General features: G+C 55.5%; 14 protein-coding genes. 4 read left to right on the top strand and 10 right to left on the bottom strand.

From position 1 onward, the window contains the following. Nucleotides 1-61 precede the first annotated feature (61 nt). Nucleotides 62-3,835, top strand: a complete 3,774-nt coding sequence (gene cobN / locus SIB73_RS04130) for a cobaltochelatase subunit CobN (RefSeq protein ID WP_413402694.1) — start codon at nt 62-64, stop codon at nt 3,833-3,835. Nucleotides 3,836-3,851: 16 nt separating this feature from the next. On the opposite strand, the gene SIB73_RS04125 is transcribed toward cobN, so the two are convergent. From SIB73_RS04125 to SIB73_RS04095, 7 genes are all read right to left on the bottom strand, one after another. Then, the gene (locus SIB73_RS04125; protein ID WP_413402696.1) at nt 3,852-4,409 is read right to left on the bottom strand and encodes a hypothetical protein; all 558 of its coding nucleotides are present in this window, start codon (nt 4,407-4,409) and stop codon (nt 3,852-3,854) included. A gap of 27 nt (nt 4,410-4,436) precedes the next feature. Next, a complete protein-coding gene (locus tag SIB73_RS04120; RefSeq protein WP_413402698.1) occupies nt 4,437-5,093 on the bottom strand; it encodes a PHP domain-containing protein in 657 nt (218 codons plus the stop codon). Beyond that, nucleotides 5,083-5,745, bottom strand: a complete 663-nt coding sequence (gene hemJ / locus SIB73_RS04115; RefSeq protein ID WP_413402699.1) for a protoporphyrinogen oxidase HemJ — start codon at nt 5,743-5,745, stop codon at nt 5,083-5,085. Before hemJ ends, SIB73_RS04120 begins: the two co-directional genes overlap by 11 nt. 35 nt (nt 5,746-5,780) lie before the next feature. Then, nucleotides 5,781-7,268, bottom strand: coding sequence for a cryptochrome/photolyase family protein (locus tag SIB73_RS04110; protein ID WP_413402701.1), 1,488 nt, complete (start codon nt 7,266-7,268; stop codon nt 5,781-5,783). 2 nt (nt 7,269-7,270) lie between these two features. Further along, on the bottom strand, nt 7,271-7,546 hold the full coding sequence (locus SIB73_RS04105; protein ID WP_413406437.1) for a hypothetical protein: 276 nt from the start codon (nt 7,544-7,546) through the stop codon (nt 7,271-7,273). Between the two features lie 23 nt (nt 7,547-7,569). Next, nucleotides 7,570-9,528, bottom strand: a complete 1,959-nt coding sequence (gene uvrC, locus SIB73_RS04100; RefSeq protein ID WP_413402703.1) for an excinuclease ABC subunit UvrC — start codon at nt 9,526-9,528, stop codon at nt 7,570-7,572. A 159-nt stretch (nt 9,529-9,687) separates the two neighbouring features. Further along, nucleotides 9,688-9,864, bottom strand: coding sequence for a hypothetical protein (locus SIB73_RS04095; RefSeq protein WP_413402704.1), 177 nt, complete (start codon nt 9,862-9,864; stop codon nt 9,688-9,690). A 629-nt stretch (nt 9,865-10,493) separates the two neighbouring features. On the opposite strand from SIB73_RS04095, the gene SIB73_RS04090 reads away from it, so the two are divergent. Then, nucleotides 10,494-10,763: a hypothetical protein gene (locus SIB73_RS04090; protein WP_413402706.1), complete on the top strand. Its 270-nt coding sequence runs from the start codon at nt 10,494-10,496 to the stop codon at nt 10,761-10,763. Between the two features lie 559 nt (nt 10,764-11,322). Here the strand turns inward: SIB73_RS04090 and SIB73_RS04085 are convergent. Next, nucleotides 11,323-12,870 (bottom strand): hypothetical protein, encoded by a 1,548-nt coding sequence (locus tag SIB73_RS04085; protein WP_413439721.1) that lies wholly within the window; start codon nt 12,868-12,870, stop codon nt 11,323-11,325. A gap of 540 nt (nt 12,871-13,410) precedes the next feature. On the opposite strand from SIB73_RS04085, the gene coaD reads away from it, so the two are divergent. Further along, nucleotides 13,411-13,908 carry a pantetheine-phosphate adenylyltransferase gene (gene coaD, locus SIB73_RS04080; RefSeq protein ID WP_413402710.1) on the top strand — a complete coding sequence of 166 codons (498 nt, stop codon included), beginning with the start codon at nt 13,411-13,413 and terminating at the stop codon, nt 13,906-13,908. Beyond that, nucleotides 13,905-14,834, top strand: a complete 930-nt coding sequence (locus tag SIB73_RS04075; protein WP_413402712.1) for a hypothetical protein — start codon at nt 13,905-13,907, stop codon at nt 14,832-14,834. The genes coaD and SIB73_RS04075 overlap by 4 nt, the downstream gene beginning before the upstream one ends. On the opposite strand, the gene SIB73_RS04070 is transcribed toward SIB73_RS04075, so the two are convergent. Continuing rightward, nucleotides 14,779-16,083 carry a D-alanyl-D-alanine carboxypeptidase/D-alanyl-D-alanine-endopeptidase gene (locus SIB73_RS04070; protein WP_413402713.1) on the bottom strand — a complete coding sequence of 435 codons (1,305 nt, stop codon included), beginning with the start codon at nt 16,081-16,083 and terminating at the stop codon, nt 14,779-14,781. The two genes, SIB73_RS04075 and SIB73_RS04070, sit on opposite strands and share 56 nt — an antisense overlap. Then, entirely contained in the window at nt 16,080-16,595 is a 516-nt protein-coding gene (locus tag SIB73_RS04065) for a DUF4330 domain-containing protein (protein WP_413402714.1), read from the bottom strand. The genes SIB73_RS04070 and SIB73_RS04065 overlap by 4 nt, the downstream gene beginning before the upstream one ends. Between the last annotated feature and the right edge of the window lie 32 nt (nt 16,596-16,627).

The raw sequence follows: 16,627 nt of genomic DNA, 5'->3' as shown, positions 1-16,627 counted from the left end.
CGTTGACCAGATTTTCTCACCCGTCAGTTCCGGATCGACTGGTCCTCTGGAGAATGGAGCCATGCATCGTCTAAGCAGCCTGCCGGGGGCCGACATCGACGGGCCGGTCTCCTACGTGGAGCAACCGAGCGCACCGGTGTTGTTTCTCACCAGTGCAAGCTCGGACATCTCGGCACTGGCACGGGTTCTGGACACACAGGAGCCGGGGTTCTGGCAGAACGGGATTCGCGCACTGCCGCTCGATGCGCTCTCCCATCCAGCCCAGATCGATCATTACCTGGCCGTCTGCACGCAGTCGACGCAGCTGATCGTGATCCGACTGCTCGGTGGCCGCGGGCACTGGTCCTATGGGCTTGAGCAATGTTGCTCTTGGCTTTCGGAACAATCAGGCCGGCAGCTGCTTGTTCTGGCCGGCACATCCGATCAGGACCGTGAACTGCATCCGCTCAGCAGCCGGCCTGAGCCCTTCTGTGATGCCATGGCGCTTCTGCTGCGAGAGGGAGGAGCAGTCAATCTGCAGCGTTGGCTTGACGGTCTGGAATGGATCCTGGCCACGGCTTCAACCGGGTCGTCTGGCATCGATGCACCGTCATTGACGCTGACGCCCAGCCCCGATCCCGATCCCTATGACTGGCGGCAGGAGGAGGGGCCGAAAATCGGCGTGCTTCTTTACCGAGCCCATCGCCAATCAGCCGATGTTCACTGGTGCGATGTTCTGCTCGAATCGCTTCGGGCGCGTGGACTGGTACCAAAAGCGCTCTGGGTGAGCAGTCTGCGCGATGTTGCCGTTCAGAAGGCGGTGAAGGACCTTTACCGGCAACAGGCCGTGGAGCTGGTGATCACCACCACGTCATTTGCCTCGGTTCAATTCTCGGAAGCAGGTCTGGGGGCACCGCTCTGGGATGACCTGGATCGTCCTGTTCTGCAGATGCTGAGCTCCGGACGATCCCGTGAGCGCTGGCACGAATCGTTTCAGGGTCTCGATCCCGTCGATCTGTCGTTGCAGGTCGTGCTGCCCGAGTTGGATGGACGGATCACCACGCGCATCGGCGCCTTCCGGGAAGTGGACCACGCGGATGAGCGTTTGTGCACAGCCGTCAAACGGCTGGAACCTGATCTCACGGGCCTGATCTGGATTGCCGAACATGCCAAGGCCTGGGTCGAACTTCGGTCCACACAGGCCGAACGGCGTTCAGTCGCACTAGTCCTGGCAAATTACCCCCTCAGGAACGGACGCCTGGCGAATGGCGTGGGTCTCGACACGCCCGCCAGCTGTCACAACATCCTGTGCTGGCTTCGCGAAGAGGGATTCGATCTCGGTGAACAGCATCTGCCGGAGGATCCTGATCAGCTGATCCAGCAGGTTCTCAACGGTCGTACCAACGATCCGGAAAGTCAAAACCGACCACCGCTCACCTATCTGCCGCTTTCTCAGTATCAGAGCTGGTGGTCATCACTGCCTGAAGCAGCCAGGTTGCCGATTCTTGAACGCTGGGGTGAACCGGAGAATGCGGTCGATCTTGAACCCCATGGCTTTGCCATCCACGGATTGCAATTCGGTCGTGTGGTGGTTCTGGTGCAGCCCAGTCGTGGTTATGACGCTGATCGGCTGAGTGATCTGCATTCTCCGGATCTCCCCCCTCCCCATCGCTACCTAGCGCAGTACCTCTGGCTGAGGGAGATCCATCACTGTCAACTGATGCTGCATGTGGGAAAGCACGGCAGTGCGGAATGGCTGCCTGGGAAATCAGTCGGGCTCAGTTCGTGCTGTGCGCCTGCACTCGCTCTGGGCGCCATCCCCCATCTCTATCCCTTCATCGTCAACGATCCGGGAGAAGGATCACAGGCCAAACGACGTGGCCATGCCGTGATTCTGGATCACCTCACCCCTCCCCTTGGCAGAGCAGGGCTGCACGGACCGATGCTGTCTCTGGAGTCACTTCTGGATGAATACATCGAGGCAAGACAACTCGGTGCCTCCCGATGTGACCAGATTCAGCAACAGCTGCTCCAGCTGCTGAACGATCTGAACTGGCCTTCGATCGACACGACCGTGGCGAAACAAGGCTCTTCAGCAGAGATCAGTGATTTGTTCGAACAGGTCGAAACCTACCTGTGCGAACTCAAGGAGGCACAGATCAGAACTGGCCTGCATCGGCTAGGGGATCAGCCCCATCCAGCCCAGCTGGCTGAGTTGCTGCTGGCGATCGCCCGCTCGCCGGCGTCTGATCGCCCCGGACTCACCCAGTGGATGAGTCACTGCATCGGCCTGGAATGCGATCCCTGGAAGGACGAGGACGGCGATTTTCTAACCGATCAGGATCGGCACATCCTGGAACGCCATGGCTGCCATCAACCTCGGCGACTCAGTGATGCTGTGGAGTGGATCGAGGCACAGGCCACGCGGCTTCTGTTGCTGCTGATCGACGGCGATGATCCGCCGCAGCACGACATGGCCAAGGCACTGGACGACTGTTTTCAGGTCCTGCTGCGTCAAGAGCCCCTGCCCGGCCCACTCCGGTTCATCAAGACTGACCTCTGGCCTCGACTGCAGCAATCCGCGGTTCAAGAGCGTCAGTCACTGCTGGCTGCAGCTTCCGGACGGCGTATCGCCAGCGGTCCCTCCGGAGCACCAACCCGTGGACGGGACGACGTTCTGCCCACGGGTCGCAACTTCTATTCGGTGGATCTGCGGGGTCTGCCAACCGAAGCGGCCTGGGATCTGGGACGTCGCAGCGCAGAGCAGCTGCTGGATCTCTATGAACTCGAGGAGGGTGAACCGATGCGGAGCCTGGCCTTGTCCGTCTGGGGAACAGCCACCATGCGCAATGGTGGTGAAGACATTGCTCAGATGTTTGCCCTGGTCGGCGTGAGACCTGTCTGGGATGGTCCGACCAGACGCATGGTGGACCTCGAGCTGATACCCCTGAGCCTGCTCGAGAGACCGCGGGTGGACGTCACCCTGCGCATGTCTGGCCTGTTTCGGGATGCCTTTCCACAGTTGCTTGCCTGGGTTGATCGAGCCCTGGCCATGGTGGCTGAACTTGATGAAAGCGACACCGACAATCCGCTGGCAGCGCTGACCCGCAGAGATGGCCCTCAGGCCAGGCTGTTCGGATCCGCACCAGGCTCCTACGGCGCAGGTCTTCAGGCTCTGATCGATTCAGGTCAGTGGGAAGAACGGGAAGAGCTCGGAGAGGCTTACCTGGCCTGGAGTTCCTGGCGTTATGGCGCCGACGCGACGGCTCATCAGGACCGGAACGGACTTGAACAGGCTCTTCAGAATGTTCAGGTTGTGCTGCACAACCAGGACAATCGGGAACATGACCTGCTCGATTCCGACGACTATTACCAGTTCCAGGGGGGACTGGCTGCTGCGGTGCAGAAAGTCAGTGGCAGAGATCCCAAACTGATCGTTGCTGATCACTCGCGCAGCGAGCGATTGAGGATTCATGCACTGGCACGGGAAATCGACAAGGTGGTTCGCAGTCGACTGCTCAATCCCCGCTGGATCGAGGGAATGAAGCGGCACGGCTACAAGGGTGCTTTCGAGATGGGCGCAAGCCTCGATTACCTGTTTGCCTATGACGCCACCACGGGGGCTGTGCCTGACTGGTGTTACAGCAGGATCGCCGAGAACTGGCTGCTGGCCGAAGACGTGAAGGGCTTTCTGCTTGAACGCAATCCATGGGTCCTGAGAGACATGGCTGAACGCTGTCTGGAGGCAGCCACAAGAAAGCTGTGGGCCGACCCAGAACCAGAACTCCTGGAAGCGATCAGACGCGTGCTGCTCGAATCGGAGGCCGCAGTTGAAGGGAGTGGATTCAACCGATGAGGTGACCTCTGAAGTTTTATTTATTGAGGTCCCGAACCATGGACAGGAAAGGATCGATCGAACCTGGTTTGTCGCTCTTCTGCGAACCTGAGGAAGACGCTTTCGGCTCCTCCTTGGGCTTGAGCTCCTCTTTACGAGCCAGCGGAGCCGCATCCGGTGCAGCGAGTGCATTGACACCTGCCTGCTTCAAGGCGTTGCCCTTGAGGCGTTCGTCCAGTTCCGATTGAGACATCGTTTCTGCGAAGGTCTTCTTCACAGCCTTGGGAACCCCCGTATTGACGCTGACAACCTCCTTTTTGACGACCTGGTCTCCAAGACCTTCACTGCGTTTGTCGACTTTGAGATCGGTGGCGTCAACCTCTGTGATCATCTCCTTCATTCCAGGACTGTCGAGAGTTCCAGGAAACGTGTGGCGGATGGTTTTGGACTCGCGCATGTAATCGCGGTTGCCAAATGTGGAAGCACTGTCGCTGTCGAGGAAAAAAGCTTCCTGCTTTGGCTTTTTGGCCTTAGGCCCCTTTGGAGGCTCGTTTTGATCCGAGCTGGAATTAAGCAGACGATCGAAGAGGCCCATACCCAAGGACAGGGAAGTCTGAAGAACTTAGCGGCCTTCCAGGTCCATGCCGTGGCTGTCTGTTCCACACGTACGTAAAAGGCCAAGGTTCTTCAAGCGGCGATCGATGGCTTCACAGACCACGGGGGACCAACTCCAACGGGTTTGCATGTCGTAGTCGTACCAGGCTTCACCTCCGTCAAATCCAAGTTCTGCAGCCGCATCAATCAGATCAGCGAAGCCGACTCTGTACCGCCCTGGATGGGCAAGAATCGCAAGCCCTCCGGCGTCATGAATCGCCTGACAGACACTCTCAGCTCTGAGAGCTTCTCCCACAGCTGCATCACCCCGGTTGTAGACGGCGAGTGACCTGTGAGCTGGTTCGAAACCGAGTGCCAGCACGTGGACCAGGCACCCTCGCAGGATCGCACTGATTTCCATGCCGCTCCAGAGGTTAGGGACCGTCTCTCCAAGATCACGCTGCTTCTCGAGCCAGTCCTGCATGGGTTGGAAGGACGCACTGGAATGGTGATCCGTCACAGCCAGTTGAGTCAGTCCCTTGGCGGACGCCTGATGAATCAGCGCCAGCGGTTCAAGGCTGCCGTCGCTGCAGAGGGTATGGCAGTGGAAATTGAACTGGCCCGGGCAGCTGTCGGGACCAACCGTCTCGAGAACAGATCTCAGGGGATGGCGATCAACTGGCATGGGACGCCTTTTTGGAGGCGGCTTCATGTTCAGCGGCAGCCATCCCTGCCGAACTGATTGCAGCAGCTTCCAGGGCAGCAGCCTCATTCGCAGCAGCCTCAGCCCGAAGCCTGCGCCATCGGGCATAAAACTGGATCGAGCCAGCCATGAACACCACCAGCGCGACGATGAACCAGGTGGCGGCGCTTGTGGGGAACTGGGTCTTGAACACCACCAGCATCACCACGATCACCAGCAGCAATGTCGGCAGTTCATTCAGTGCCCTCAGCTGTTTTCCGTTCCAGCTGAAGGTGCCTGCCTGCAGCTGAGCCATCACCCGGTAGCAGAAGGCGTGATAAGCCAGCAAAGCAGCCACGAAGGCGAGCTTGGCGTGCATCCAGCCCTGTTGGAGCCAGGCAGGCTGGGCAATCAACAAACAAATCGCCATCGAGACCGCAACCACCATCCCCGGAGTCGTGATGATGTTGGCGAGGCGCTTTTCCATCAGGCTGTACTGCTGCTGGAACGCAACACGCAGTTCCGGTTCCAGCTCTTCAGCTTCCACGTGATAGATGAACAACCTCACCAGATAGAAGAGGCCTGCAAACCAAACCACGACACCAACGATGTGCAGTGTTTTGAACCAGAGATAGGCCTCAGGGGGAAGCGACATCACAGGGAACGGTATGAATTGACCATAGGCAGGGTTCAGGTCATCGAGTCAAGGAATGCCTCAGCCCGTCGTTGATGAGACACCAACACCTCCGGATCCATGCGGTCCAGATTGCGCGCCATCATCGCCAGCCGGAACTGACCACGGAAGAAGTCCTCGTGTGTCTTGATGAAACTCCAGAACAATCCATCCCAGATCTCGCACCACTCGCCTTTGCGGTAGTCCGACATCTTGCGCACGTAATTCGAGCCGGAGAGATAGGGCTTGGTGGAGAACAGGCCTCCGTCAGCAAACTGACTCATGCCGTACACGTTCGGGACCATCACCCAGTCGTAGGCATCGACGAACAGCTCCATGAACCAGCGGTAGACACGGTTGGGATGAAAGCCGCAAAGCAGCATCACATTGCCAAGCAGCATCAAACGCTCGATGTGATGGCAATAGCCGGTGTCCAGAGCGTGGTGGATGGCGTCATCAATTGGGGGAAGGCCGGTTGTGCCCTGGTAAAAGGCCTCGGGGATGGGTCTGTCGTCGAAGTCCCAGAAATTTCCGGTGCGCATCTCCACCCCGTGACGCTTGTACATCGCGGCCATGAACTCTCGCCAGCCGATGATCTGGCGAATGAAACCTTCCAGTGAATTGAGCGGCACATCCCCCTCAGCAGCTCGTTCCAGCGTGCGATCGAGAACCTGCTGAGGTGTCAACAGACCGATATTGAGCATCGGTGTGAGCACGCTGTGCCACATCACCCGATGCTGAGTGCTGATGGCATCCTCATAGGAGCCGAAATCCCGTAATCGCCGGCTGAGGAAGTCCTGAAGCCAGGCATCCGCTGAATCGTGATCCAGGGGATAGGCAAACAGCTCCCAGCGACCGATCAGCGGCAGATTCTCCTGTTCCAGCTGCCGACGCCATCGATCCGGAACAGCAGACGAGCTTGCTTTGGGTTCCTGAGGAACAACGATTCCCTTCGGCAGCTTCTTGCGGTTGTCGGCATCAAAACTCCAACGACCTCCCATGGGGCCACCATTCTCTTCAAGCAGAACATTCAGACGTTTGCGCTGCATCTCGTAGAACTTGGCCATCAGCGGCTTGCGTCCCGAGCAGAAGTGATCGTTGATCACGGAATCAGGCGTCAGCAACATCGGGGTCGCGCTGATCTCAAGGCTGCAGCCGTTTCGCTCAGCAAAGCGATGCAGGCGCTTGTTCAGCACATCGTCAACTGGATCCGCCAGATGTAAGCGCTTGTAACCCATGTTCAAAAGAGCCTGAAGATGCCCTTGCGTGTCTGAAGCCTGGTGATGGCGTTGTTCCAGAACGGAGAACCCTCGTCCACGAAGAGCTTCTGCGTAGACAGACATGGAACATCGATGCAGCAGCAGGCGTTGACGGTGCACCTGCATCGGCCATTGAGGGTCCGTGCCGAAGAAAAGAGGATCCTCGATCAGGGCAACCGGCCGGCCTGTCTGGAGGCTCGGGTGCTCGGCAAACAGCTGATGTGGATAAACGACGGTGACGTCCACCCTCAGCCCTCCCCGGCCAGACGACAGGCACGACGTCCGATGGATGTGGCATAAGCCCTGTCCACCGGTCCCGCCAGGGGACTGAGCTGTCCTGCTCTGCAGTTCATCACAACTTTTTCCCTGTGGCCCAGCTGGTCGTTGAGTTTCAACACAAGCTGCCAGTGATTCTTGGCGCTGCGGGTGATGTCATCGGCACAGACGGGCCCGGTGCACAGCCCGGGCGAGGCTTCGGCCACACAGGGGGACATCAGCAGAGCGACGATCAGACCAATCACCATTGCGGCCCTCTTGAAAGCACGGATCATGGCGTCGCGGAACCTGGGTCTTGAATCTGCCCATCCTGCTCGGCATCCGGATCAGGATGAAAAAAGCGATGGATATCTCTCGCCAGTGCAAGACCAACACCTGGCGCCTGAGCGAGGGTCTCCACCGGTGCCATCTGAATGGCGTCAATCGAATGGAAATGGGCCAGCAGATCCTTCACCCGTTTTGGACCGACGCCGGGAATATCCGACAGTCGCGAACGTTTCATGCGCTCACCTCGTTGCTGGCGATGGAAACTCACAGCAAAACGATGAGCCTCATCACGAAGACGTCGCAGTAGAGCCACACCCAGCTGATCGGGTTCACTGTCCAGCGGACGACTTTCACCTGGCAGAAAAATCTCCTCCCTCTGCTTGGCAAGCGAGCAGACGTTGAGATCCTCCTGCAGGTCGAGTTCTCTCAAAGCTTCCATCACAGCCGAGAGCTGGCCCTTGCCACCGTCAATCATCACCACATCCGGCCAGTCGTTGAGACCATCGGTCTGCAGAGCACTTCCGCCCCGGTGACGCAGCGCTCCGACATCGACGCCTTCAGCCTTGGCACGTGCCCAACGGCGGAAGCGGCGGCGCATGATTTCAGCCATGGCCATGAAGTCATCGCTGTGCCCAGAGCTGATGCTGCTGCTGCGGATCTTGTATTTGCGGTAATGCTGTTTGGCGGGCAGCCCATCAATGAACACCACCTGGGATGCAACGGCATCACTGCCCTGAATGTGACTGATGTCATAACCCTCGATCCGTCGTGGCGGAGAGGGCAGCTCCAGAAGCTGAGCCAGATCCTCGGTGGCAAGAGCCTGCTGCTCCTGCCCTTGTTTCGCCCGCTGAAGTTCGTAGTCGGCATTGCGTTGCACCAGTTCGATCAGATCAGCTTTCTGACGCTGCTTAGGGCAGTGAATCTGAACCTTGCGTTCGCGCTGTTCCGTCAGCCACTCCTCAAGCAGCGACTGCTGAAGCAGGGGATGTTGAACCAGAAGCTCAGGAGGAATCTCAACGGAATCAACCTGGCTGTAGTGCTCTTCGATCACCCGCTGAAGGATCTGTCCAGGATCCTGATTGCAGGCATCAGCCATGTATCCGAGCCGACCCACGAGCTTGCCCGCACGCATTTGAAACAGCTGAACGGCGGCCAGCCGATCATCGGCAGCCATGGCAATCACATCACGACTGACGGAAGCATCGGGCAGGCTCATCTTCTGATCCGCCGTGAGCTGATCGAGTCCCTTGAGCTGATCACGCACTTTCGCGGCTGCTTCGAAATCCAGTCGTTCGGCATAACGCTCCATCTGTTCAAGAAGGAGTTTCTGAAGCTCATCACTGCGCCCCTGGAAGACCATGGCCACCTTGCGCAGAGTGCGGTGGTAGTCCTCTGAGCTGATCTGCTCCTGGCACACACCTGGACAGCGGCCGATGTTGTAGTTCAGGCAGGTGCGATCCTGATGGAGGGGCCTTGGGCGCTGCCTGAGCGGGAACACACGCTTGACCAGAAACAGAGTCCTTCTCAGCAACCCCACATCCACATAAGGACCGTAGAAACGATCCAAAGGACTGCGAAAACGTCGACGCCGGGTAATGAAGATCCTGGGATAAGCCTCGCTCCAGGTGATGCAGAGATAGGGATATTTCTTGTCATCCTTCAGCAGCACATTGAAGTGGGGCTGCTGGTTCTTGATCAGATTGGACTCCAAAGCGAGTGCTTCCGCCTCGCTGTCGGTCACAATGAATTCGATTTCACAGATCTGACGCACCATCAAGCGGATGCGAGGGCTCAGATCGTGGCGGCTGCGGAAATAACTGCGCACCCTGCTGCGCAGGCTCTTGGATTTACCCACGTAGAGCAGCCGATCCTCAGCGTCCCGCATCAGATAACAACCGGGTTCTGTCGGGATCTCTTTCAGCCGGCGTTCCAGGCGATCCGGTTGCTCGAGCAGGGTGGGCATGCCGAGAATCTAAAAGAAAGTCTGTTTGCGCAGAAGGGAACTATCCAGGCTTTGAGAGAGCTGTTTAATAGAAAAACAAGCCGACAATGCGTCTGCAGGGCAAGAAAAATCTGACTCAATAAGTTTATGGCCTGACTTTGAAGTCATTAAATTATCTGTTTAACCAGCGCCATGTCCAGAGTTTTCTTTACCTGCAGAATTGCCGATATTCCACGCCATACCAATTACGATTCCGACTTGCTTATCATTTTTCATTTTTGCATTCGAGTCATTTTCAATTTCTTCCAGCCAATCAAAGACCGGAGCAGAATCTGAGGATTTCGCGGTGATTGTCATGCATTTCAAATTCTCAGATCGCCCCTCATTGTTCTTCAGATCTACCGATCCCCACGTTTTTACAACATTTTATGATGACCTTCAAGCCACGCCTGCTTCAGTTCTTGAACGATAGATGCAGCCACATTTCCACCACCATTCACTTAAATTGATCAATTCAAAAACTAGTCAAACCTTTTTATATTACACGCCTCAGCCCACATTCAGACCATCGCAAGGATGATCGGAAAGTCAATGATGTTGTCCAGTGCCACTCCCATACCCAGGACTTCGAACAGTCCAAACAATGTCCAAGTCAGCGGGGTTGTCATAACCAAACACTGGCATCATCATCATGTCGAAGACATCACCCGATGTGCCCCTTTCAGGCCGATGTTTAAGTAAGATTGGGTGCGGGCACCTCCATTGATGCGATCAACAGTGGTCCTTCACCTTTGGCAAAGCACTGGCGATATGACGCTGACCAGCGAACAGGAGTGTCTTGACTCCCCGATACTGCAGGCAACTGGTTAAAGGCCTCTCACGAATGGGAATCACCACACCACCACAGCAGCACGAGATTGGTTTGTGGCAATAATGAGGCGGATGAATGAGAAGCTTCTAAATTGTGCTTGTTAGACACTCACCGGATGTCCAGCAAGCCGAAGCTGTTGACAACAACCCAGACCGTATCCTTTTGGGTTGGTTTAATTATTGCCATGTCGCTGTGGGTTCAACTCCTTTTGAGATGGACCCGAAATGGTGCTATCGCTCTCCAGCCTGAAACTCTGCCTGATTACATATCAATATTAGGGCTGTTTGTAGCGGTACCTCTTGCTGTTATTGCTTTGTTTGTGGGATTGGCGGTTTACGTGGCTTTAAACAAGGCCAATTCTGAGCAGAACTCTGAAGACTCGTAGTTAGTGAATCCGTTATGAGTCATTGGGTGAAAGCACATTTGGTGACGCTTATCCCGTCAAAGCTCTGGCAGTTATCCCTGTCACGGCAAACCAACTCAATTGTTAGACTCATTTAGCTACTTAAGCAGTGGTGATGACGATTAGGGAGAGGTGATTCTCGCCCTGTTTTCTATTCAATTCAGAAGCATCCATGCTTTACCTGTTGATTGCTTTTACCTGGTTTGCAGTGTTTATTGGCATCGCCAAAAGTGACCGGTCATAATTTTATAAATTGCAGATGCAGGCGAATCTCTCCGCAATGCAGAAAAGCTGAATTCCTTTAAGGTGTTTGCTGCTTAGTCGTTATCATCGCAAGAACCCTCATCAAAAGACAGTCTTTTTAACGCAAAAGGACAAAGAATAATCACATCAACTCGCAATCATTTCAGGGATTCCTGGACCAATCGGGGGCCTCTTCTGTTCGCTTGCTACTGACACTTTAGAACGTGTGTCGGGGAAATACGAAAATTTGTACATTAACAGTCGATCAACTAAGACCACAGTTGATTAATGCGAAGCTTTATCTGGCCACCAGCCAGCGCCGACAAACGACACAGCCAGACACACCTGCCTGCAACATGAGATCGAGAAGCACACCGACAAACACAAATCCAATCCACTCAACCGGCTGGAGATAACGAGGAACAGCATCTCCCACTGCATAGGTGCCGAACAGATACAGCGTGAGTGGCAGCAACAGCACTAGGCATTGCAAGCGCTGACCCGAAAGCAACACACCTGCCCCTGCTCCGAGCAGAGCCATCAAGCCGAGTGGTCGTGCTGTGAATCCTGGATAACCACCACCGGAGGGATCGTCTGGTGTACGCCCAAGCCAACGCAAATTTCGATCAACCCAAGACATAGAAGGGAGCAGCTGGAAGCGCCGATGACGACCCTGTTGGCGCTTCAGCTCAAAACCCGACTGATTCACTCCAAAAAGGCGATTGAAATATCGAGGATTGTTCAGCCAACGTTCAGCAATCCTAGTCTGCTGTTCTCGCCAGAAATGAGTTGGATCAAGGCGATGGTCTAACAGTGTGCTTGACATGGCAATGGCCATAGTTTTTAAAGTCAGGCCTGCAAATTGAAGTGGTTGATTAATAATTGCTTCAGACCAGAATGAGCGCGCCACCTTAGAAAATTCAGGTTTATTTCGATTCAATTGGCCCCAATCTGAATGCACATCATCAGGAGACTTTTTATTTAATCGTTTCTTATAGATCTTCATCACCCATGGATAATCATCGCCGTACTGACGAGCCTCCAATATCTGCTCTTTCAATGCAGTGCGATAACGGGAATAAGGCTCTCCCTTCATGCGCACCAATGGCAATGTGGAACTCAGCGCTAACCAGTCTCCCTGTGAATTCTTGCCAATCGTAGACACCAATAAAACTGACAAACAAGCTAAAAATAGTGAGATTTTTCCCCACAGCCAGCGTCGTGGATCATGGTGAATCACAAACAAACCCAACACGGACCCCATCCAGAGGAATCGACCCGCTCCCTTCATCCCGGCCAGCAAAACAAAAGCCAACATCAAAACAATCAAGCCATAACGGCTATGAACAATGTCAGGCGTCAGAAGCAGTGCGATAACAGCCACAAATGCAGCCAGGAAAAGTGATTCGGCAATGAATTCATGCTCATACCAGAGCATTCGAGGCCAAAGTGCCGCCAGCGTCGTTACGAGCGGAACCACCACCTTTGGTCGTTCCACCAGCTGAGCAGAACACCAACCAATGCCAACAATTGTCAACAGTCCTGTCGCATGTTGGATCAATGGAACGAGAGACCAACCTGGCATTGGGAATCCATCCCAAAAAGCCAGGAAAAGGGGATATAACCATCGCCGTTTTTCATTTAAATAAATCACACCATGGTCATATAATTGGTGAGCGAATTCATAGTAAGAATGACTATCAGATCCAAAATATCCCTGCGGCAAAGCGACAATCAACGCAACTCTGAGTACAAAGCCAACTAAAAGAGCAGGCAATGCAAGCAATAGCAGTTGCCTGAATGTGATTTCACCAGGCTTCAGAAGCGCATTGATCAAATCGCGCATACGGTACAAACCAAACGTTTTGAGTTTCAAGTCATTCGATCCAACAATAGAACTCTTTCATTGAGTATCTCGGAGGTTTGATCCTGCAATGACTGGTTCAAAACCACAAGCAGACATCAAATGAACCATTTCCGCACAAGCGACGCCTGAGTGACACAAGGCTTTCAATCAGGTTTGAGTGTCCTGGTGAGAGTCAAGACAGCCAGGGAAAGCGACCACCTGTCGAAGACCCTGGGAAACGTTTACATCAGTGCCTGGAGCTCTCAGTGGCTGATCTGTTCACCGCTGCATTGATGGATGCAGTGCACAAACAATCAGCAAGAAAAGTTGAATCGTCGCTGTCGCTGAAATAGCTTTCAGACAATCTTTGATCTCTGCGGTTAGCACAGGATTGATTTCACTGATTTGATCACTTTTGGCTCAAACGCTACCCGCTTAACCCTGACAACTCTCAGATCCTTGGCTTGAACTTGTGCCGCATGAAGATCAAGAGATGGTGATGTGCATAGGATCCGGCCACTACCCGCTGAGGTCGTCGCGATGAAAGCGCTCTATCCAGGCAGCTTCGACCCTCTGACCCTTGGTCATCTAGATCTGATTGAACGAGGAGCCTCCCTGGTTGAGGAACTGGTGGTGGCAGTGCTTCAGAACCCAGGTAAGTCGCCAGCATTCTCGTTGGAACAGAGATTGCACCAGATCCGTTGCTCAACAGGCCATCTCGCCAATGTGAATGTGATCAGCTTCGACGGTCTCACCGTTGAATGCGCCAGGTCCCACGGCACACGACTGATCCTGCGTGGTCTGCGTGCGATGAGTGATTTCGAATATGAACTTCAGATCGCCCATACCAACCGGTCACTGGATCCGGACTTTGAGACGATCTTCCTCAGTACGTCAGCTCACTACAGCTTTCTCAGCAGTTCCGTGGTGAAGGAAGTGGCCCGATTCGGAGGTTCTGTTGATCACATGGTGCCGCCTGTAGTGGCGGAGGACCTCGTGAGGTTCTTTAATTCAGCTTTCAGCCAGCCGCAGCGATGAGCGAGATCCGGTTTTCTGTTCTCGACCAGCTTGATCAACTTGAGGAGATCCTGCTGGAGGGAAGTCGCATCCCCTTCAGCGGCGGAAGACTCGTCAATGAGCAGGACGCCGTTGAGTTGCTTGATGCTGTGCGTGAAGCGATGCCTGCTCAGATCGAACAGGCCGATCAGCTGCTCCAGAAGCGTGATGAGTTCATCTCCACGGCTCGCACCCAGGCCGACGACATCGTCAGCAAGGCCCAGCAACAGCGTGAGCAGCTTCTTGCCCAGGCATCAATCCGTCAGGAAGCTGAGCGTCAGGTCAACGACATGCGCGAACAGGTGCGTCAGCAGTGCGAACAGATGCTGCAGGGCGTCCGGCAGCAGGCTGCCCAGATGGAGCAGGACATGCAAAGCAAGCATGCGCAGCTGGAACAGCAGTTTGCCTCCCGTCGTCAGCAGCTTGAACAGGAGTCGTTGCAACGCCGTCAACAACTCGATCAGGAAGCCAACGAGCTCAAGCGCCAGCTGACCGAGCAGCATGAACGCAATCGGCAGCAGTCACTCCAGGAGCTCGAACAGATCCGTGTTGAAGGACTGCGTGTGCAGAAGGAAGCTCAGGCCGAAGCCGAGCGATTGCATCAAGATGCATTGCAGTTCAGACAACAGACCCAGCAGCAATGTGAGTCGTTGATTCAGCGCAGCCGCCAGGAAGCAGGAAATGTTCAGGACGGGGCAAATCGTTATGCAGAACAAACCCTTGGTGAGCTCGAGCAGAGATTGAAGGAGATGGCTCAGGTGGTGCTGGCCGGACGTCAGGAACTGGTCAAGATCCAGACCGGACGACAGGAGACATCGGAGATGGAACCCAAAGATGCCAAGACCGTCCCGATCAGCCGAGCGCGTCGCGCCGCTTCGCGGGTGCGACAGATGAGGGGCATGGGCTGAATCTCTGAACGGAACGCAGGATCTGCCCCATCAAGGTGTTGGGGCGAACGGATCCGTTGGAGATCATGCTCACATACCTCGGACCATCAGCGGTCTGCAGATAACCGGAAATACTCCGCACACCACTGATGGTTCCTGTCTTTCCACGGAAACGGCCATCAAGAACCGATCCGCGGTAGAGGTTGCGCAAGGTTCCCCTCTGGCCGGCGATCGCCATCGATGCCTGGTAGTAAGCGGAGAACGGATGCTGATCCATGCGCATCAGCAGAGCAGCGATTGTGCGGCTTGTGACCCGATTGTTGCGTGACAGCCCACTGCCATCGGCAACCCTCAGCCCCTGAATCGGCAGACCCTGCTCGTACATCCAGCGCTCTGTGGCTCGTGATGCCGCTCTGACATCCCAAAGCCCTGAAGCCTGGCGCATCAGAACCTCCGCAGTGAAGTTGTGGCTCTCCGTGTTGGCGAGACTGAGCAAGGCGTGCATTGGAGCTGATGTCTCCTCGTGCAGCACGATCTGTGGGTCCATCCGTTCGGCATCTGACGTGCTCAGGGGCGGCTGCCCCCTCTGGATCCGAACCGCACCGCCACGTCGTTGCGCTTCTCGCTCGAACAGGCGCTGAAGACGCGCATAGGGGTCACTAACGGCACCACCGACAGCATTGCTGGTGAGGGCCAGACGGGTGATTGGAGCTCCGTAGGCGTAGCCACGATCGGCAGGGTGCCAGTCACTGGGCCACCAGTTGCTGCGTGGCTCCTCACGCACCATCAGCTGGACGGTGTTGGAGGACTCTCCAGGACCACCACCCTGACGAAGAGCTGCAAGCACGAATCTCTGCAGACCGGCGATACCCAGATCGGGATCACCCTGTCCATTGAGTTCCAAAGAACCGTCTGGGTTCTGAAGAAGGCGGGTTTTGAGTCGGAAATCGGGCCCGAGGCGATCAAGCGCATAGGCCGTGCTGATCAGCTTCTGGTTTGAGGCGGGAATTCTCGGAACCGATCCATTCACATCGCCGAGAACATCTCCATCACTGTTCAGAACGGTGACGGACCAGACCTTTGCTTCTCCTCCAAGATTGACTCTGAGAGCCTTCTCAAGAGCCGGACAGACACGGGCAGGTTGCAGCTGAGGCAACGGCTGCTGAGTCTGAGGAGGCGGGGGAATGATCAGTGGGACTGCCGCTCCTGCGGCAACAGGCGCTGAAAAAGGGATCAGCAGCAGACCAAGGCTCAGAACAGTTTTTTTCATTGCAGGGAGACTCCGCTCACAATTCCATTGACCCGGTAGAAACGACCCTCCAGCTCCACGGGAGTGCCCACCTTCAGATTGGTGCCGGCCATCACGACACCGGAGGACTTGACCGTTGCGTCACCTTGGAGAACAAAACGCGCGTCAAGCATCCCCTGGATCTGCCTGTTTGGGTCATCAGCCGTCACGACACGGCCATCAGGAAGGACGGACACCAGCCTGCGCCTGATGTCATCCACCCTGATCAGCTTCACGCTTCCAGCGGGCTGATTGCGGATCACCAGGGTGGTGCGCCCGGATTTGAGGGCTTCCGCAATCAGTTGATCAGGATCCGCGGCACTGGTGTTGCGGACATCAACCGTGACTTCAACAGGCTTGATGGCTCCTGTTGCTCTGGCAACCGTGTTGCTGAGCTTCGGACTCCACAACACACCTCCCACGGCAACCAATGCAACAATCGCCGCTGCTGCGTCAATGACTGACATCGATCGAAGACGATCAGAGAAGGCCATGGGAGAGCGCTGAAGACGGCAACACTAAAGAT

Source organism: Synechococcus sp. MIT S9509 (genome assembly GCF_047303035.1).
GTDB lineage: Bacteria > Cyanobacteriota > Cyanobacteriia > PCC-6307 > Cyanobiaceae > Synechococcus_C.
This window is presented reverse-complemented; position numbering and strand designations above follow the sequence as displayed.